The sequence below is a fragment of the Brevundimonas sp. AVps23W genome (genome assembly GCF_058681395.1).
In genome coordinates, this window is sequence record NZ_CM178738.1 from 1,218,490 (window position 1) to 1,237,653 (window position 19,164).

General features: G+C 61.3%; 11 protein-coding genes, 3 tRNA genes and 3 rRNA genes. 14 read left to right on the forward strand and 3 right to left on the reverse strand.

Annotated elements, in window-relative coordinates; all coding sequences use genetic code 11:
• Positions 1-240 precede the first annotated feature (240 nt).
• The 3 genes from hfaD to hfaA are packed head-to-tail and all read right to left on the reverse strand — an operon-like array spanning position 241 to position 2,757.
• Positions 241-1,356 carry a holdfast anchor protein HfaD gene (hfaD, locus tag ACW177_RS05925; RefSeq protein WP_492027688.1) on the reverse strand — a complete coding sequence of 372 codons (1,116 nt, stop codon included), beginning with the start codon at positions 1,354-1,356 and terminating at the stop codon, positions 241-243.
• Positions 1,283-2,314 carry a holdfast anchoring protein HfaB gene (gene hfaB, locus ACW177_RS05930; RefSeq protein ID WP_492027689.1) on the reverse strand — a complete coding sequence of 344 codons (1,032 nt, stop codon included), beginning with the start codon at positions 2,312-2,314 and terminating at the stop codon, positions 1,283-1,285. The genes hfaD and hfaB overlap by 74 nt, the downstream gene beginning before the upstream one ends.
• Positions 2,311-2,757, reverse strand: a complete 447-nt coding sequence (gene hfaA / locus ACW177_RS05935) for a holdfast anchoring protein HfaA (RefSeq protein WP_492027690.1) — start codon at positions 2,755-2,757, stop codon at positions 2,311-2,313. The genes hfaB and hfaA overlap by 4 nt, the downstream gene beginning before the upstream one ends.
• 119 nt (positions 2,758-2,876) lie before the next feature.
• Between hfaA and ACW177_RS05940 the strand changes: the two genes are divergently transcribed.
• The 14 genes from ACW177_RS05940 to ACW177_RS06005 all read left to right on the forward strand — a co-directional run bounded on the left by ACW177_RS05940 (position 2,877) and on the right by ACW177_RS06005 (position 19,137).
• A complete protein-coding gene (locus ACW177_RS05940; protein WP_492027691.1) occupies positions 2,877-3,581 on the forward strand; it encodes a rhomboid family intramembrane serine protease in 705 nt (234 codons plus the stop codon).
• 93 nt (positions 3,582-3,674) lie between these two features.
• Complete coding sequence (locus ACW177_RS05945; protein ID WP_492027692.1) at positions 3,675-4,103, forward strand: CBS domain-containing protein; 429 nt, start codon at positions 3,675-3,677, stop codon at positions 4,101-4,103.
• A gap of 632 nt (positions 4,104-4,735) precedes the next feature.
• Positions 4,736-6,196, forward strand: a 16S ribosomal RNA gene (locus ACW177_RS05950).
• Positions 6,197-6,375: 179 nt separating this feature from the next.
• Positions 6,376-6,452 (forward strand) — tRNA-Ile (locus ACW177_RS05955).
• A gap of 84 nt (positions 6,453-6,536) precedes the next feature.
• Positions 6,537-6,612: transfer RNA gene (locus ACW177_RS05960), tRNA-Ala, on the forward strand.
• A gap of 264 nt (positions 6,613-6,876) precedes the next feature.
• Positions 6,877-9,663: ribosomal RNA gene (locus ACW177_RS05965) — 23S ribosomal RNA — on the forward strand.
• An 87-nt stretch (positions 9,664-9,750) separates the two neighbouring features.
• Positions 9,751-9,865, forward strand: a 5S ribosomal RNA gene (gene rrf, locus ACW177_RS05970).
• Together the 16S, 23S and 5S rRNA genes with 3 tRNA genes alongside form the textbook arrangement of a ribosomal RNA operon.
• Positions 9,866-9,953: 88 nt before the next feature.
• Positions 9,954-10,030, forward strand: a tRNA-Met gene (locus ACW177_RS05975).
• A gap of 273 nt (positions 10,031-10,303) precedes the next feature.
• A complete protein-coding gene (locus ACW177_RS05980; RefSeq protein WP_492028091.1) occupies positions 10,304-10,849 on the forward strand; it encodes an RNA polymerase sigma factor in 546 nt (181 codons plus the stop codon).
• On the forward strand, positions 10,827-11,768 hold the full coding sequence (locus tag ACW177_RS05985) for a FecR family protein (RefSeq protein WP_492027693.1): 942 nt from the start codon (positions 10,827-10,829) through the stop codon (positions 11,766-11,768). The genes ACW177_RS05980 and ACW177_RS05985 overlap by 23 nt, the downstream gene beginning before the upstream one ends.
• Positions 11,769-11,907: 139 nt before the next feature.
• The gene (locus tag ACW177_RS05990) at positions 11,908-15,153 is read left to right on the forward strand and encodes a TonB-dependent receptor (RefSeq protein WP_492027694.1); all 3,246 of its coding nucleotides are present in this window, start codon (positions 11,908-11,910) and stop codon (positions 15,151-15,153) included.
• A gap of 51 nt (positions 15,154-15,204) precedes the next feature.
• A complete protein-coding gene (locus tag ACW177_RS05995) occupies positions 15,205-16,497 on the forward strand; it encodes a dicarboxylate/amino acid:cation symporter (protein WP_492027695.1) in 1,293 nt (430 codons plus the stop codon).
• Positions 16,494-18,200, forward strand: a complete 1,707-nt coding sequence (ggt, locus tag ACW177_RS06000; protein WP_492027696.1) for a gamma-glutamyltransferase — start codon at positions 16,494-16,496, stop codon at positions 18,198-18,200. Before ACW177_RS05995 ends, ggt begins: the two co-directional genes overlap by 4 nt.
• A gap of 34 nt (positions 18,201-18,234) precedes the next feature.
• Positions 18,235-19,137, forward strand: coding sequence for a dienelactone hydrolase family protein (locus ACW177_RS06005; RefSeq protein ID WP_492027697.1), 903 nt, complete (start codon positions 18,235-18,237; stop codon positions 19,135-19,137).
• Positions 19,138-19,164: the final 27 nt, after the last annotated feature.

The following is a 19,164-nucleotide window of genomic DNA, read 5'->3' on the forward strand; positions in this document are numbered from 1 at the left end:
CGGCCTTTTCAACGTACCGACGTTAGAACCCGCCCCTCTACCCACCACGCCCCAAAACCGTGCGACACTTCTCCCCCACGGTCTTTGAAAACCAAATCCCCCTCCCGTCGCACTCTCGGGAAATGGCGCTTTGGCGCTTTGTCACCCTTACGACAACGTCCTTTCCGCCCAGCCCCCGCGTCCCCGCGAAGAATAGACGAAAATAGACTCCATTTTTTCGCAGTGGATTGAGTCTAGTCCTCAGCCGCCCGGCCGGCTGACATAGAAGGTCGCGCTGTTGCCCACGGCGGTCGCTCCGACCACGGCGGTGCGGCCGGCGCCGATGGTGGCGGTGGTCGTGGCGGTGACATTGGCGTCGTTGGTCTGGCTGTTGGTCACATTGACCTCGCCGCCGCACTGGGAACAGGCGTAGCCGGTGACGCTGTTGCCCACGGCCTCGGCGCCGACATAGGCGTCATAGCCGCTGACGCCCGTATAGGTCGCGGTCGCCTCGACCCCGCCGGTGTTCAGCTGGGTGTTGTTCAGCTCCAGATAGATGTCCTGGTTGCCGGCGATGACCTCATTGGCGACGGCGCGGGCGGCGACGGTGGTCTGGCCCTGCACATAGGTCGCGGCCTGGGCGACGGCGCGGACCCGGCCCTGGTTGGTCTGGTCGGTCGCCGCGACCAGCGAGCCGCCGGCGTTGTAGAGCACGGTCTGGTTGGCGCGGGCGTTGGCGCGGGCGGCCAGGTTCCAGGCGTTGTCGACATAGACGTCGGTGCGGGCCTCGACGGTCGACGGGGCGTTGGTCTGGCGGATCGTCAGATCCTGGTGCGAGGCGCCGGTGGTCGAGGTCTGGACCGCATTGGCCACGGCCTGGGCCGAGAAGTCGGCGGGGGCCGGGATATACTGAACATCGGCGACGGTCTCGGCCAGGACGGTCGTCTGGGCCGACTGGTCCACGGGCCCGGTAATCGAGGCGGAGGGGCCGCTCAGGGCGATCCGGTTGGCCGCCGCCGTGGTCGCGACGGCGCCGCCGTTCTCGACATGGGCTGTCGGCGCATCGACGGCGGTGCGGGCGGTCACGGACGGGCCCGTCATGGTCTGGCGCGCCGTCAGGGCTGCGGCCGCCTGATCGATCCCGCCGACCAGCAGATTGCCGCTGGCGTCGTTGGTCACCTGCAACTGGCCTACGGCGACGTCCAGGTTCACTGTGCCGGTGACCTCGCCGGTCATCGTCTGCGTGCTGGTGCAGGTCGAGCCGGTCTGGGCGTCGCAGACGGTCGTCTCCTGGGCCGTCGCCTCAGTAGCGGCTAGGGCGAACGTCGCCGTCGCGGCGATCATGCCAGCGAGACGGATCGGCGCGGGTCTGGCCATTGTTCGTCTCCGTGGTGGGGTAGGCCGGATAATAGCCGCCGGTCGGGCCGACGGCGCTGTCGCCGAGCGGATCGTTTGCGGAGTCGAGGCAAATTTCGGGGCCGGGGGCGCCGTACAGATTGGCCATGAACTCGACCGTGGCCCGTTCGACCAGGGCGCGCACGGCCAGCTGCGTCGGCTCCATCCCGCCGGACCCGGCCGAGATGTCGAAGACATTGCCGTTCAGGAAGTCGAACACGCCCGCCGAGATTTCGCGGCCGATGATCTGCTTCTGGTACGAGACGACGTCCACGACCTCGAGCGTGGTGGTCTGCACCAGCCGCAGGTCCATGGCGATGTTCATCACATAGGTCCGGTAGGTGGCGATGCCCGATCCGGGCCGGTCGCTGTCCACCTCGCCCATCGAGGCGTCGAACCCGCCCGAGCGGATGTTGTAGTTCACCTCGGTGATGCCGCCGACGATGTAGAAGTCCGAGCCCGGCACCTGACCGGCCAGGATGCGGCGGTACTGGGTGTCTTCCGGGCCTTGAGCGCCCGACCCTTGAGTATTGGGGGCTCTGTCGCCGATCAGCTTGTTGTTGGCGTAGCGCAGCTCCAGCTCCGACACCGAGGTGTCATAGCGTTCGACGATCTGGGCGCCGGCCTTGGCCAGGGCCGAGGTGGCCATCAGCGAGGCGCCGCCGGTGATCTGGCGTCCGCCGTCCGACGAGACCGTGCCGGTGTAGTCGCTGATCCGGCCCACAGCCATGCGCGGCGAGGGCAGGTTGTAGCGGCGGGCGTAGTCGGCCAGGCAGTACAGGGCGGTCGAATAGGGGGTGGGGTTGGACGTGACCGGCGCATTGCCGATCGGCGTCGCATACTGGCCCGACGGTCCCGCGACCGGGCTGACGCAGCCGGCAAGCAGCAGGGCCGCAGCCGCCGCAGCGGCGCCGGTGCGAATGAGGACAGGTCGGCTCATGGCAGGTTGAGGCTTCCGTTCAGGGCCGTGCCGGCGTTGACGTCGCCGTTGTTGGTCTGTTTCGAGTTGACGATGACGGTGTTGTGGCTGCCCTGGACCACGACGTTCAGCTGGTTGCCGATGGCGGTCGAACCGCCCGTGGTCGATCCGCTGCTGCTGGACGAGCCTGCGCCGGCATAGGCCGAGGCCACGCCGCCGGATTGGCTGGAATAGGACGAGGCCCCCGACTGGATCAGGCCGTTGACGATCACGCGATTGCCGTTGGCGTCGCGGGTCGAGCCCGTGGTTGCGCTGCTGGTTGCGCTGCGGGCGGAGCCATAGCCCTGCTGAAACTGGGCGGCGCCGCTGGATCCCGTGGTCTGCGCCGCAGCCACGCCGGGGGCGACCAGCGCCAGGGTCGCCAGCACTGTCGGCAGGGGGGCGATCAGCCTCTTGACCGGCATTGGGGGTTGCTCCTCGCGCGCAAACGAACCACGGACCGACGTTCGGTCCACGCCCCAAACTGCGTTAAGGTTATTAAGAAGCGCTTGAGATACGGGAAATCCCTGCGCATGGGTGACGAATGTCCGAACCCGACGGTCGATTCTCCGCGCGCCCCGAACCCCGGGAGCCCAAGTCCGAAAGGATGTTCAACGCCCCGGTCCCCGTGGTGTTGATCGCCCTGTCCATGCTTGTCCTGTTCTTCTTCCAGCGCCAGCTCCCCGATATGGGCGGGGCAATGGCCTTTGCGCCGGTCGATCTGGAGAACGGGCGATGGGGCGGTTTGCTCACCGCCATGCTTCTGCACGGCAGCTGGACCCATGCCATCATGAACGCCGTCGGCGCCCTGGCCTTCGGCGCGCCCGTGGCCCGGTTGTTCGGCGACCGTTTCGGGCCGACCGTGTTCCTGCTCTTCTATATAGGCTGCGGCGTGATCGCCGCCCTGGGCTATGGACTGGTCCACTGGGGCTCGAGCGACGCCATGGTGGGGGCGTCCGGCGCCGTGTTCGGTCTGATCGGTGGCGCGACTCGTCTGATGGGCGGGCAGGGCAGGGTGCTGAGCCTGTTTGATCGGCGGGTGGTCAGCGCCTCGATCGCCTGGATGGCGGTCAACGCCGCGACGGGTCTGATCGGCTATGCGCCAGGCGCAGAGGGCGCCCGTATCGCCTGGGAGGCGCACGCCTTCGGCTTCTTCGCCGGTCTGCTGGCCATCGGTCCGCTGGCGCGTGCATTCGGCAAGGGACCGCTGCCCAACGCCGCGTCCGACGAGCCTGAATCGCGGATTTGATTCCGGCCGCGCCATGAGCGATCATGGTTATCGAGCGGCCCTGTCGCCATTCCGGCCCCTCGGTCGTCTCTTAACCATAGAGAAGGAGCCGCGATGTTCGTCGCCGAGATCCTCAAGACCAAGGGAAACGCCGTCTTCTCCATCGCGCCCTATCTGACGGTAGCGCGCGCCTGCGAGGAACTGGAGCTGAAACGAGTCGGGGCCCTGGTTGTCCGCGACGGCGAGACCGTCGTCGGCGTGTTCTCCGAACGGGACGTGGTCAAGGCTTTGGCCGTTGATGGGCCAAGCGCCCTGAGCCGCCCGGTCGGCGACTATATGACGGCCAAGGTGATCTTCGCCGAACCGCGCGAGGCCATGTCCGCGCTGATGAGCCGGATGACCGACCGGAGGATTCGCCATTTGCCGGTGATGGACGCCGGGCGATTGGTCGGCGTCATCTCCATAGGCGACGTCGTCAAATGTCAGATCCAGGAACACGCCCGCGAGGCCGAAAGCCTTAAAACCTATATAGCGGCGGGCTGAGCGGGCCGCGGCGAAGCTTCGGAGAGTCCGACTCCGCGAGATTCTTCATCGATCTGTCAGAATCTGGTTGCGGCGGAAAAGGGTGGCCCGTATAGGACCGCCTCGCTCGGAAACGGGCCGGCCCTGAGGGCTTCGGAGCTTCGGTTTCGGGGGTTTTGAGGGGAAGAAAGAGTTGAGAAACTTCTTGCTTTCCTGGGTTGGTTTCAATAGGTTCCGCGCTCCAATCGAATCGCCGAACGGTTAAGAGGAAAGCCTCTGCGTTTTCCTCCGGTGGTTTTTTGTGGTTTTGAGGGTTCGCTCTCGGGTCTGCAAAATCTCTGAAAAGAGCGGTTGACACGAGGTTCGCGGTTCTCTAAATCGCCGCCTCCGCCGACGACGAGGCGCTAAACAAGTCGGGCCGCTGAGGCGGTTTAGGTCTTTGACATTGTTGATATGGAAAGAGAAACGCAGGCGGCGGTGTTCTAGCGATGACCCTAGAGGTCATCATACGACACTGACTATCTGCGGTCTTTTTGAAAAGATACCATGCGTCGGTCTTCGGATCGATGACGTGGGAACTCGTCAATAAAATACGTAGAACTAATGCCAAGATGCACTTCGGTGTGTCTTCAAGCTTAGGTCAGAAGTCAACTCAACCTGAGAGTTTGATCCTGGCTCAGAGCGAACGCTGGCGGCAGGCCTAACACATGCAAGTCGAACGAACTCTTCGGAGTTAGTGGCGGACGGGTGAGTAACACGTGGGAACGTGCCTTTAGGTTCGGAATAACTCAGGGAAACTTGTGCTAATACCGAATGTGCCCTTCGGGGGAAAGATTTATCGCCTTTAGAGCGGCCCGCGTCTGATTAGCTAGTTGGTGAGGTAAAGGCTCACCAAGGCGACGATCAGTAGCTGGTCTGAGAGGATGATCAGCCACATTGGGACTGAGACACGGCCCAAACTCCTACGGGAGGCAGCAGTGGGGAATCTTGCGCAATGGGCGAAAGCCTGACGCAGCCATGCCGCGTGAATGATGAAGGTCTTAGGATTGTAAAATTCTTTCACCGGGGACGATAATGACGGTACCCGGAGAAGAAGCCCCGGCTAACTTCGTGCCAGCAGCCGCGGTAATACGAAGGGGGCTAGCGTTGCTCGGAATTACTGGGCGTAAAGGGAGCGTAGGCGGACATTTAAGTCAGGGGTGAAATCCCGGGGCTCAACCTCGGAATTGCCTTTGATACTGGGTGTCTTGAGTGTGAGAGAGGTATGTGGAACTCCGAGTGTAGAGGTGAAATTCGTAGATATTCGGAAGAACACCAGTGGCGAAGGCGACATACTGGCTCATTACTGACGCTGAGGCTCGAAAGCGTGGGGAGCAAACAGGATTAGATACCCTGGTAGTCCACGCCGTAAACGATGATTGCTAGTTGTCGGGATGCATGCATTTCGGTGACGCAGCTAACGCATTAAGCAATCCGCCTGGGGAGTACGGTCGCAAGATTAAAACTCAAAGGAATTGACGGGGGCCCGCACAAGCGGTGGAGCATGTGGTTTAATTCGAAGCAACGCGCAGAACCTTACCACCTTTTGACATGCCTGGACCGCCAGAGAGATCTGGCTTTCCCTTCGGGGACTAGGACACAGGTGCTGCATGGCTGTCGTCAGCTCGTGTCGTGAGATGTTGGGTTAAGTCCCGCAACGAGCGCAACCCTCGCCATTAGTTGCCATCATTTAGTTGGGAACTCTAATGGGACTGCCGGTGCTAAGCCGGAGGAAGGTGGGGATGACGTCAAGTCCTCATGGCCCTTACAGGGTGGGCTACACACGTGCTACAATGGCGACTACAGAGGGTTAATCCTTAAAAGTCGTCTCAGTTCGGATTGTCCTCTGCAACTCGAGGGCATGAAGTTGGAATCGCTAGTAATCGCGGATCAGCATGCCGCGGTGAATACGTTCCCGGGCCTTGTACACACCGCCCGTCACACCATGGGAGTTGGTTCTACCCGAAGGCGCTGCGCTGACCGCAAGGGGGCAGGCGACCACGGTAGGGTCAGCGACTGGGGTGAAGTCGTAACAAGGTAGCCGTAGGGGAACCTGCGGCTGGATCACCTCCTTTCTAAGGATGCTTCTCCAGGCCGTCTCTCACGAGGCTGTCTATTGAGGCTCCAATAAACTGCGGAATGCCGCCGTCTCCGTTTCTCTTTCCACTTTCGTCATCGACGCATCGGCCATACGGGTTGATGTATTGGTGACGCGATCGCGAGCCTGGGCCTTTAGCCCGGCTGTCGCTGCCATAGGCCCGTAGCTCAGGTGGTTAGAGCGTACGCCTGATAAGCGTAAGGTCGGCAGTTCGAGTCTGCCCGGGCCTACCAGGACTTCTGGTTCGCTGGGGGTTCTCAGCCTCAAGACGGCATCGCCGACAGCTCTCCTGGGCTTCGCACTGTTCCTGTTGGAATGGGGCCATAGCTCAGTTGGTAGAGCGCCTGCTTTGCAAGCAGGATGTCGTCGGTTCGACTCCGTCTGGCTCCACCATCCCGCAAGCGCGGGGCGGCGAATGACCGGAGGCCCCGCTTTGGAAGCGGTGGCGCATCCTGCCAAAGCTCGCAGATCGCATCAGGAATTGCCCGTCGCCGCATGGCGACTGGCATTGAAATCGTGAAGGAAGAACGTGACCGGCTCCCCTGAGCTTGTAGGTCTTGTTCGAGAAGAAGACATTGTCTGACAAAAATCAGGCTTGGTCCCCCGGCAACTTTCCAGTCGGGCGGAATAAACCAAGCATGAGTTTTGCTGAGAAACGATCAAACGTTGAAGGGCTTCTGACGGATGCCTTGGCGTAGAGAGGCGATGAAGGACGTGGCAAGCTGCGATAAGAACCGGGGAGGCGCTAGCACCCTTTGATCCGGTTATTTCCGAATGGGGAAACCCACCTTTACAGTCTTCCAACTCTGTTCCGGCTTCGGTCGGGTCAGCGATTGGCGGATTGTTGAAAGGTATAATGAGCTGAATACATAGGCTTCATTAAGCGAACCCGGGGAACTGAAACATCTCAGTACCCGGAGGAAAGGACATCAACCGAGACTCCCGTAGTAGTGGCGAGCGAACCGGGACCAGGCCAGTGCTCTTGTGAAATAAAGACGAACGATCTGGAAAGGTCGGCCATAGTGGGTGAAAGCCCCGTAGTCATCAAACAGCAAGAGACTCGAGTAGGGCGGGACACGTGAAATCCTGTCTGAACATGGGGGGACCACCCTCCAAGCCTAAGTACTCCTCTACGACCGATAGTGAACAAGTACCGTGAGGGAAAGGTGAAAAGCACCCCGACAAGGGGAGTGAAACAGATCCTGAAATCGGAAGCCTACAAGCAGTCGGAGCCCCCAAGCGGGGTGACGGCGTACCTTTTGTATAATGGGTCAGCGACTTCATGTGTCGAGCAAGCTTAAGCCGTTAGGTGTAGGCGCAGCGAAAGCGAGTCTGAATAGGGCGCTAAGTTCGACGTATGACGACCCGAAACCAGGTGATCTATCCATGAGCAGGTTGAAGGTTGGGTAACACCAACTGGAGGACCGAACCCGTGAATGTTGAAAAATTCTGGGATGACTTGTGGATAGGGGTGAAAGGCCAATCAAACCTGGACATAGCTGGTTCTCCGCGAAATCTATTTAGGTAGAGCGTCCGACGAATTCCTTGGGGGGTAGAGCACTGGATGGTTGCGGGCTGCGCGAGCGGTACCAATACTAACCAAACTCCGAATACCCAAGAGAACTATCGGGCAGACACACGGCGGGTGCTAACGTCCGTCGTGAAAAGGGAAACAACCCTAACCATCATCTAAGGCCCCCAAGTCACGGCTAAGTGGGAAACGATGTGGGATTGCTTTGACAATCAGGAGGTTGGCTTAGAAGCAGCCATCCTTTAAAGAAAGCGTAACAGCTCACTGATCAAGCGATCCTGCGCGGAAAATGTAACGGGGCTCAAGCCGTGCGCCGAAGATATGGGTTTGCAGTTTACTGCAAGCGGTAGCGGAGCGTTCCGTAGGCCGGTGAAGGTCAGGCGTGAGCCTGGCTGGAGGTATCGGAAGTGAGAATGCTGACATGAGTAACGATAAGAGTGTGAGAGACACTCTCGCCGAAAGACCAAGGGTTCCTGCGTAAAGCTAATCTGCGCAGGGTTAGTCGGCCCCTAAGGCGAGGCTGAAAAGCGTAGTCGATGGGAAGCAGGTAAATATTCCTGCACCAGCTGGAAGTGACGGATGGCTTAACTCGTACCCACTTATTGGATTGTGTGTGCGGGGGCGTTGTCCCAGGAAATAACTCCAGCAGAGACCGTACCCGAAACCGACACAGGTGGTCAGGTAGAGCATACCAAGGCGTTTGAGAGAACTATGCTGAAGGAACTCGGCAAATTGCACGCGTAACTTCGGAATAAGCGTGACTCACCCTGGGCAACCAGGACTGAGTGGCACAAGCCAGGGGGTAGCGACTGTTTAGCAAAAACACAGGGCTCTGCGAAGCAGCAATGCGACGTATAGGGTCTGACGCCTGCCCGGTGCCTGAAGGTTAAAGGGAGATGTGAAAGCGTCGAACTGAAGCCCAGGTAAACGGCGGCCGTAACTATAACGGTCCTAAGGTAGCGAAATTCCTTGTCGGGTAAGTTCCGACCTGCACGAATGGCGTAACGACTTCCCCACTGTCTCCAGCATAGGCTCAGTGAAATTGAATTCCCCGTGAAGATGCGGGGTTCCCGCGGTCAGACGGAAAGACCCTATGAACCTTTACTATAGCTTCGCCTTGGCGTTAGCGACCGTATGTGTAGGATAGGTGGGAGACTATGAAACCGGGGCGCCAGCTCTGGTGGAGTCGTCCTTGAAATACCACCCTTACTGTCGTTGACGTCTAACCGAGGGCCGTTATCCGGTCCCGGGACATGGCGTGGTGGGTAGTTTGACTGGGGCGGTCGCCTCCCAAAGTGTAACGGAGGCGCGCGATGGTGAGCTCAGAGCGGTCGGAAATCGCTCGTCGAGTGCAATGGCATAAGCTCGCCTGACTGCGAGACTGACAAGTCGAGCAGAGACGAAAGTCGGCCATAGTGATCCGGTGGTCCCGAGTGGAAGGGCCATCGCTCAACGGATAAAAGGTACTCTAGGGATAACAGGCTGATTTTGCCCAAGAGTCCATATCGACGGCAAAGTTTGGCACCTCGATGTCGGCTCATCACATCCTGGGGCTGGAGCAGGTCCCAAGGGTATGGCTGTTCGCCATTTAAAGTGGTACGTGAGCTGGGTTCAGAACGTCGTGAGACAGTTTGGTCCCTATCTGCCGTGGGTGTTCGAAGCTTGAGAGGATCTGTCCCTAGTACGAGAGGACCGGGATGGACATACCTCTGGTGTACCTGTCATGGCGCCAGCTGTGCAGCAGGGTAGCTAAGTATGGAATAGATAACCGCTGAAAGCATCTAAGCGGGAAACTAACCTCAAAACAAGGCTTCGCTGAGGATCGTGGAAGACTACCACGTTGATAGGCCAGGTGTGGAAGTGGGGCGACCCATGAAGCTTACTGGTACTAATAATCCGATCGGTTTGATCGTTTCTCAGCAAAACTCATTCGATGATTGCTCCTTGACCGAAGCAATCCAAGACAATGTCTTCTCATCATCCGCTGTCCGCCTTGTTGACCTGGTGGCTATGTCGGAGGTTCCCCACCCGATCCCATTCCGAACTCGGTCGTTAAGCCCTCCAGAGCCAATGGTACTTCGTCTCAAGGCGCGGGAGAGTAGGTCGCCGCCGGGTCTACAAGGCGGACAGCCGATGATGAAAAACAAATCACCGCACTTCGCGGTCTTCTCGAACCGTTCTTCCTCACGAAACTACCGTTTGCCGCGGGATGGAGCAGCCCGGTAGCTCGTCAGGCTCATAACCTGAAGGTCGTAGGTTCAAATCCTACTCCCGCACCCAAGATTTAGCCCGCTATCCAACAGGATAGCGGGTTTTTCTTTGTCTATGCGGCAAGCCGGGACGTCATGTCCAAGGACTTACGAACCGAGGCCAGCGCTCCAGAGGTCCACCGATGTTGTGACAGCTGGGCGACGGCGCCAAAAAAAGGGAGGGCGTCTTCTCGGCATGGCTGATTTCAGAGAACGTGGGCTTGCAGCCTTCTGAAGGTGCGTGCCAATCTCTGTGTCCATGGGGGTTTCAGACGAAACAGCGCTCTGGCTCGCGCGAAGCGTGATGCCTCATGAGCCTGCGCTGCGCGCATGGCTCCGTCGGGGCGCCTCGCCCGCCGACGTTGATGATATCGTGCAGGAAACCTATGCCAAATTGATCTGTATCGAGAATGTCGGCGCCATCCGGAATGTTCGTGCCTATCTATTTCGCACCGCGCATTCCGCTGCGGTGGATCGCTTAAGGCGCCAAAGCGTCGTGCAACTCGAAGCCGTCACCGACCTAGACAGGCTTCAAGTGGCGTCCGATGCGGTCACGCCCGAGGATGAGGTCGTGAATCGCAACGAGCTTCGCCTTCTGGCAAGGATGATCGATGGTCTTCCTGAAAAGACCCGTCGCGTATTTGTCTTAAGTCGGGTCTCCGGTCGCTCTCAGAAGCAGATTGCTCAGGAGACGGGCTTCCCTGAAAGCACCGTCGAGAAACACATCGCCAAGGCCTTCGTTCTATTGATGACCGCATACGCAGATGGAGGATATGATGCCCCAGATGCGTCAAGGTTGCGGAACGTGCGGATCGGACGAAGGGCGGATGGCAGGAACGGAAACGGCTGAAGAGATCGATCGTAGCGCGGCCATCTGGGCCGCGCGGCTTGATCGTGGGGCGTTTTCACTTGCGGATCAGCTTGAATTTGACGCCTGGGCGGCGGAGGACGCACGCCGCATGGGCGCTTTTGCTCGAGCCCGCGCCGTAGCGGTCTACTCGAAAAAGGCTGCCGCCTTGAGCGGCGCTGACGTTGTCGAGCAACCGGTGATGGCGAGACGCTCTTTGCTTGCGGCCGGCGTCGCGGTGGCGATGCTGAGTGGAACGGGATTGGCCGCCGCCTACTGGAGACGGTCTCAGCGCCTGGACACGGAGCGCGGCGAGATCCGCTCGGTGTCGCTTGAGGACGGCAGCCTTGTCACGCTCAACACCCTCTCGCGCGTCAGCGTCCGATACACGCGATCAGTCCGCGAGGTCGTCCTCATGTATGGCGAGGCCCTGTTCGAGGTGGCGGTCGATCCGGTGCGACCTTTCGTCATGCGCTCCGCCGGCACGGTGCTTACCACCTACGACGGCGCGTTTCTGCTGAAGCGCTTGAACCAGGCGCCGCTCCAAGTGGTCGCATTGGCCGGGTCGGTCCATATGCGCATGGGGGGGGACAAAGCCCAGATTCTGACTGCTAACCAATTGATCAGCCTGGGCGGCGACGTCGCCAGCCCTCGCTCTCTCAGCGCGCGCCAGACCAACCAGCTTCTCGCCTGGCGCGACGGCAAAATAGAATTTCATGACGAGAGCCTGCGGCAGGCGGCGGCGGAGTTCGCCCGGTTCAGCGAAGTTCCGATCAAGCTTGCGGATCGAGATGTGGCGGAAATGAAAATCACCGGCCTGTTTGAAGCAAACGATCCGGCAGCCTTTGCGCGGGCGGCGGCGCGTAGTCTGAATCTGCGCGCAGAAATCAGCACGAGCCAAATTTTGCTCGGTCACGGTTAAATATTTTCCGGACGCTGGAGGATTCCCGTTCCGTCACCCGTCTTGTCTATGTCCGGTGCGCCGGGGGAACATAGACAACGGATCGGGGGATCTCATGGTGTCGTGGAAGCGATGGCTAGCGGCAAGCGTGGCTGGGGGGGTGCTTGTCGCCGCGGCCCACGGGGCGGCGGCTCAGGAGAAACAGTTCAATGTGACGGCTCAGCCGCTGGCGCAGGCCATTCCGGAACTGGCCCGTCAGGCGGGAGTGACGATTTCAGCGCCCACCGGCCACCTCGCCGGTCGGATCGGCCCTGCGGTCTCTGGCCAAATGGACGTCGAGGATGCGCTCGGCCAACTGCTGGAGGGCACCGATCTCTACGTCGCCTCCCACGAGGGATCGACCATCATCCTGCAGAAGCGCATCGCAGGCGACAGCCGCGCCGCCGAGGTCCAGGAGGTCGTGGTCGTCGGCAGCCGGATCAGAGGGACGCGCATAAACGAGGCCTTGCCGGTCACGGTCGTCGATCAGTCTGATCTCGATGCGATCGGCGCCGCGGACGGGGATGACCTCTATCGCTCCATCGCCCAGATGGGTGACGTCGGCTTCAATGAGGCGGACAGCGACAACGGCGGCATCAACAACGCGCGGGGCGATGTGGCGTCAATCGATCTGCGCTCGATCGGCACGGGCAATACGCTGGTTCTGCTGAATGGGCGGCGGCTGGTGCCCCATCCCGGCACCCAGATCGAAAGCTATGTGCCCGTTCAGACGGTTAACACGAACGCCATACCGACCTTCGGCCTGCGCCGGGTCGAGGTTCTAGCGGATGGCGCAGCCGCGCTTTACGGCACCGATGCCGTCGCCGGCGTCGTCAACAACGTCTTACGTGACAATTTCGAAGGGTTCACCGTCGAGGCCGCCATGGGCCATGACGAAGGGGGGATGGAAGAATATTCCATCGATTTTCAGGCTGGCAAGGACTTCAACAACGGTAAGACCAATGTCTCCGTCATGGGCAGCTACCTGACGCGGGATCCGCTCTACATCTGGGAACGGGACTATGCGACAGTCGCCGGACGTGTGGCCGCGTTCGATGGCCGGGCCTCTGGTCTCGACTACGGCGCCTACAGTACGATCACCGCCTGGGCCGAAGGCATCAAGCTGAATCCGACGACCTATCGAAACGCAGGAACCACCACGCGCGTAAACGGCTCGACCCTGACATCGACGACCGGAACTTTCCACGTCCAGCCCAGCACCAATGCCGGGTGTATCACCAACGCCTATACGACGGACACCTGCTTCGACAATTCCACCCTCTCGACGACGAGCGAGGACAATAATCTTCGGTACGATCTGGACTCGATGCGCACCATCAGTTCGGCGGTGGATCGCGCCAACCTGTTCACCTTCATCAACCACAAGTTCGACAACGGCGTCGAGTTCTTCGGTGAGCTGAGCTATTACTGGGGCGAGACGTGGTCGCAGCGGCAGCAGGACACGCCGCTGGACACCCAGCGCGTGCTCATGTCGCCGACCGCCTACTGGAACCCGTTCGGCGCCACCGGCGTGACGGCGCGCCTGAGCGGACTGTCTGGGGTGCCGACGACCGGCTCGGCCATCCAGATTCAGGACTACCGTTTCGCCGACCTGGGCTATCGGGAAGTCGAAGTCGAGAACGTCACGACCCGGTATCTGGGCGGTTTGCGCGGAGAGCGCTCCGGATTCGATTGGGAAAGCGCCTTGCTCTACAGCAAGGCTGAAACGACCGACGAAATGGACGGCGTCAGCATGACGTTGCTCCAGGACGCGATCAATATGACCACTCCGGACGCCTACAATCCTTTCGTGGGCGGCGATCTAGCCAATCCTCAGGACGGCGTCACGGGATTGAACAGTCAGGAGACGATCGACAGCTTCATGGTCAAGGTCTACCGCGAGGCTGAGACGGAACTGATGCAGTGGGACTTTAAGGTCTCCAAGGGTGACTTCTACCCGGTGCCGGCGGGGTATATCGGTATTGCTGCGGGTGTCGAGGCGCGCCGGGAGACCTTTGCGGAAGATCGCGACCCGCGTCTGGATGGAACCATCACCTTCACGGATCTGGCCGGCTCCGTGTCTCAGAGCGATGTGATGGGCGTGTCATACACGCCTGACAGTTCGGGAGCCCGCAACGTCTATTCGGCCTTCCTGGAACTGGCCGTGCCGGTCGTCTCGCCTGAGATGAAGATCCCATTGGTGCAGTCAATCGACGTCCAACTCGCGGGACGCGTGGAGAACTACAGCCTGTTTGGCACAGTCGGCGCGCCCAAGGTGGCGGTGGCCTATCGTCCAACATCCTGGCTAATGTTCCGCAGCGCCTGGTCGGAAGGGTTCCGCGCGCCGAACCTGCTGCAGCTCTATCAACCGGATTTCGAGCGGTCCAACAGCCGGCGGGACTATGCCGCCTGTGCGGTACAACTGGCCATCGGCGCGATCCCGACGCTGACCACCAGCAACGACTACTGCACCAGCGAGGACCGGATTGAAAAGCGGTCGGGGAACAAGGACCTGAAGGCGGAGAGTTCCGAAAACCTCAGCCTGGGCCTGGTTTTCGAACCCGAGCTCTGGTCCGACCGGTTCGGCGACCTCACGCTGACCGTCGACTACTGGAAGATCCGTCAGGAAGATCTGGTGGGGATTTTCGGCGGCACCAACCAGTTGATCATGGACTACTACCTGCGTCAGATCGGCAGCTCGAACCCCAACGTCGTCCGGGCCGATCCCGACGCCCAGCAGATCGCCGATGCTGCGGCGGCTGGCCTCGCACCCGTGGGCGACCTGTTGTCCATCAAAGACGACTACATGAACCTTCAACCCCGCGAGTCCGAAGGTCTCGACTTCCGCCTGTTCTACACGCTCCGCGACACTCCGGTGGGCGACTGGCGCCTCAGCCTAAACGCCAGCCAGAAGCTGAAACTGTACCAGGAGGCCAGCGAACAGCATCAGATCCTGCTGGACGCCTTGGCTGACGGCACAATCGCTGGCGTGACGGTCGGCGGCGTAGAGGACCTGATCGGACAGAACGGCAGGCCGGAGTGGAAGTTCACGGCGTCCCTGACCTGGGATCTGGGCCAGTGGACATCCGGTTGGTACACCAGCTACGTCTCCGACTTCGTCGATACCGGCGCCACCTATGTGGACACGGACGACTATTGGGTCGTCGATGAATGGCTGACCCACAACCTCTATATCCAGTACGAATTCGACAAGGGCGGTCCGCTGGACGGTGCGCGCGTCCGCATCGGTGCGCGCAATCTGTTCGACGAAGATCCGCCGCTGGCTGACGAGAGGTTCGGTTACACCGGCAGCGTCCACTCCAATCGTGGCCGCTGGTGGTACGCCAGCATCCGCAAGTCCTTCTGACGACAGCACCCGGGCGAGGCATTTGTCTCGCCCGGGTCTCAGGAAACCGACATGTATTCCCTTGCGTCTACGGTGGGAGTCTTCCGACCGGTGCGTCTTGCTGCGCGCCTATGGTTCGCCACGCCGTTGTGGCGGCGAATTCTGCTCGGGTTGGCGCTCGGCGCCCTTGCTGGAGTGATGCTCGGAGAGCGCGCCCAGGACCTGAAATGGATCGGTGATCTCTTCGTGCGTCTGATCCGCATGCTGGTGACCCCGCTGGTGTTCGTCACCGTCGCTGCCGGCGTATCGGCCATGTCCGATCCGGCGCGACTAGGATCGGCCGGTCTCAAGACCATGCTCCTCTATTTCGGCTTGATGCTGGTCGGCGCGACCATCGGGCTGGGAGTAGGCGCTTTGATCCAGCCGGGAGCCGGCGTCGATCTCGACGGAGTTGTCCCTGCGGTCCTGGGGGAGACGCAGGGTCTAACCGCCATCCTCACGAACATCGTGCCTTTGAATCCGATCGCGGCCATGGCCGAGGGAAATATTCTCGCAGTCATCTTTTTCGCCCTGTTGATCGGCGGCGCACTGCTGGTGACGGGGGAGGAGGGGCGACCCTTACGGCGGGTTCTGGAGTCGGGTTCCGCCGTGCTTCTGCGCGTCGTCCAGTTCGTAATGGAATTGGCGCCGTTCGGCGTCTTCGCTCTGATCGCCTGGGTGATGGGAACCAGCGGACCGTCGGCCTTCATCAGCGTGTTGCGGCTGTCTTGTTGCGTGCTTTTAGGCGCTGCGATTCAGACCTTCATCGTCCACGGCGCCGTACTACGCCTGATCGCACGTGTCCCTGTCGTGCCGTTCTACCGCGACATCGTCGATGCCGTGGCGGTGGCCTTCTCGACGTCCTCCAGTGCGGCGACTCTGCCTGTGGCCCTGCGTGTGGCGCAGCGGAATCTTGGCGTCAGCCCGGCGATCGCTTCGACGGTGCTGCCGTTGGGGGTGACGCTCAGTATGGACGGAACCGCCCTCTACGTGGGCCTTCTGGCCGCATTCTCGGCACAGGTTTTCGGCGTCGCTCTGGGACCAGCCGACTATCTGGCCGTAATCGCGGTGACGGCCCTCGTGGCGCTGGGCGCCGCGCCTGTGCCGTCGGCCTCGCTTTTCCTGCTGGCGGCGGTTCTTTCGGTGATCGGGCTGGGACCAGAGCAGACGGCCTTGATCGTCGGTTTCATCCTGCCTTTCGATCGGCCTCTGGACATGATCCGGACCGTCCCGAATTGCACCAGCGATCTGGCCGTGGCCGTCGCCATCGCCCGCATGGAAGGTGAACTGGACCTCGTAACCTATAAGGAAAGACCGCTGGAATGAGCCGTCACCAATCGCTCCTGCCGGTGCTTCTCGCCGCCCTATTGGCTCTTGCGCCTTGTGTCCATGCGCAGGAGCAGCCTGAGGCGCTCCTGAACTATGACTCGGTCCACCACCCGGTGATCTCGACAACGGGTCTGGTCGTCAGCCAGAACGACATCGCCAGCCGGGTCGGCGCCGAGATACTCGCCAAGGGCGGAAATGCGGTCGATGCGGCGGTCGCGACCGGATTCGCGCTGGCCGTCACGCTGCCGCGCGCCGGGAATCTGGGCGGCGACGGCTTCATGCTGGTCTATATGGCGGCTGAGGATCGCACCTATGCGCTGGACTACCGCTCAGTCGCGCCGCTGGCGGCTCAACCCGCACTTTACGACCATGAACCGCGCGATGCGCGCTATGGCTATCGAGCCCCCGGGGTGCCGGGCTCCGTGGCTGGATTGGCGCATGCCCATGCGCGTTGGGGACGATTGCCGTGGGCCGAACTGATCGAGCCGGCGCGGAAGCTTGCGGCGGAAGGCGTGACGCTGAGCCATGACTCGGCTTACGCTCTTTCCTGGTCCAAGGACGTTCTTGGCCATTGGGAAGCCGGGCGTCGCATCTTCCTCCAACCCGACGGAGCCCCCTGGCGACCGGGCGACACCCTGGTCCAGAGCGATCTGGCCTGGACCCTGGGGGAGATCCAGCGCGACGGCGCCGAAGCCTTCTACAGGGGGGCGGTGGCGGATCGGATCGTGGCCTCGATGCAGGCGCACGGCGGCCTGATCTCTCGCGAGGACCTCGCGCGTTACCAACCCGTCGAACGGGCGCCGATCGAGACTGAATATCGCGGCCTCCGCGTCGTCACCATGCCGCCTTCCAGCGCAGGCGGTGTCATGTTGCTGGAGTTGCTCAACCTCGTCGAACGCTTCGATCTGAAGACCATGGGGGCGGACACCGCCGCCAGCCTACATGTCATGTCCGAGGCGATGAAGTTGGCTCAACTGGATCGCACCCGTTACATCGGCGACCCAGATTTCAGCACCCTGCCGACGGCCCAACTGACCTCCCAGGTCTATGCTGATCGGCGTTCGAGCCTGATTTCCACCGACCGTCTCTTGCCGACCCCAAGCCTGGTTCCCGGCGATCCCTGGGAGGTTGAAGGAATCGACACGACCCATTTCTCGGTCGTGGACAGCGAGGGCAATGCGGTTTCCAACACCTACACCCTGGGGTCTTCCTTCGGATCTGGCGCTGTGGTCGATGGAGCGGGCTTTCTGCTGAACGACCAGATGAAGAACTTCAACCGGCGCATGCGTGCGGATGGGCGTCCCGTGACAGCGAACGGGATGGAGCCAGGCAAGCGGATGATTTCCACCATGGCGCCGACCATCGTGTTCAAAGACGGGCGTCCCTGGTTGGTCACGGGCACGCCCGGCGGATCGACCATTCCAAACAGCCTATTTCAGTTGATCGTCAACCTCGTCGATCACCGGATGAACCTGGCCGAGGCCACCACGACGCCCCGTGTCCATCAAGACGGCGCGACGGGGGCGCTGCAGGTCGAGTCAGGCCTGAACCGTGACACCATCCGGCTTCTCGAGAGCCTGGGTCACAAGGTGGTGGTCGGCCAGACCATCGGCAGCAGCCAATCCATCCTGATCGACGACGGCATGCTGATGGGCGCTGCTGACCCGCGCCGACCCGATTCAGCGGCGGTTATCCCCTGAGAGAAACGCAAATCTGTCTTCATTGGAGAACAGGATGATGAAGCGACTGATGATGGCGACCGCTGTCGCGGCGGTTCTGGCCGCACCCGTCCCGGCCTCTGTTCGGCAAGACGCGGCGACGCTGTCTGCGACCGAACAGAAGCTCGGCGAGCGGATCGCGTTTCGCAGTATGGATGAGGTGCGCACCGAACTGGTCGGCTATCTGTTTCGGCCTGCGGGGCCGACGCCGGAAGGCGGAGCCCCGGCCGTGGTGCTGATGCACGGTCGGGGCGGCGCCTATTCGTCTCTGGCCAACGGAGTCTATGAGGCCCAGAACCTGACCCTGCGGCTCAAGTTCTGGGCCGATTACTGGACTGACCGTGGCTATTGCGTCCTGGTGGTCGATAGCTTCGGGCCGCGGGGCTATCCGACTGGTTTTGCGGCTGGGACCTACAGTTCGCGGCCGCCAGAGGTCAATGAGGTGACGATACGACCGCTGGACGCCTATGGCGCGCTGCGGTTCCTGCGCGGCGTGGATGGCGTGGCGGATGATCGTATCGGGCTGATGGGCTTTTCCAATGGCGCCAGCACCGTCCTGGCGGCGCTTGCGGACGACAAGCCGGGGGACATGCGCCGGATCGGCTTCCGGGCCGGTCTCGCCCTGTATCCAGGCTGCGGCCTCCAAGGCCTGTTCCGACAAGCTTACAAGACCTATGCGCCAGTCGAGGTCTTCATCGGTACAGCCGATCAGGAGGTGTCGCCCGAAAGCTGCCGGACCCTGGTTGATCGCGCGCAGGCGGCGGGCGCTCCGGTCAATCTGACCGTCTATCCGGACGCGGCTCATGGCTTCGACGACCCCAGCCGCAGTCGGCAGGCGGTCGCCGCCAACGCCACCGCTACTCAGGACGTTCGCAGCCGCGCCGATCACTTCTTCGAGGTCCAACTGGCTCCCCGCTAACTTCAAACCAAAGCGAGGAAAGGGCGT

Coding starts and splice junctions, on each gene's coding strand:
- ACW177_RS05980 (WP_492028091.1), top strand. CDS start 10,304: ATGCCTCATGAGCCTGCGCTGCGCGCATGGCTCCGTCGGGGCGCCTCG.
- hfaB (WP_492027689.1), bottom strand. CDS start 2,314: ATGAGCCGACCTGTCCTCATTCGCACCGGCGCCGCTGCGGCGGCTGCG.
- ACW177_RS05995 (WP_492027695.1), top strand. CDS start 15,205: ATGTATTCCCTTGCGTCTACGGTGGGAGTCTTCCGACCGGTGCGTCTT.
- ggt (WP_492027696.1), top strand. CDS start 16,494: ATGAGCCGTCACCAATCGCTCCTGCCGGTGCTTCTCGCCGCCCTATTG.
- hfaD (WP_492027688.1), bottom strand. CDS start 1,356: ATGGCCAGACCCGCGCCGATCCGTCTCGCTGGCATGATCGCCGCGACG.
- ACW177_RS05945 (WP_492027692.1), top strand. CDS start 3,675: ATGTTCGTCGCCGAGATCCTCAAGACCAAGGGAAACGCCGTCTTCTCC.
- ACW177_RS06005 (WP_492027697.1), top strand. CDS start 18,235: ATGATGAAGCGACTGATGATGGCGACCGCTGTCGCGGCGGTTCTGGCC.
- ACW177_RS05985 (WP_492027693.1), top strand. CDS start 10,827: ATGGCAGGAACGGAAACGGCTGAAGAGATCGATCGTAGCGCGGCCATC.
- hfaA (WP_492027690.1), bottom strand. CDS start 2,757: ATGCCGGTCAAGAGGCTGATCGCCCCCCTGCCGACAGTGCTGGCGACC.
- ACW177_RS05940 (WP_492027691.1), top strand. CDS start 2,877: ATGTCCGAACCCGACGGTCGATTCTCCGCGCGCCCCGAACCCCGGGAG.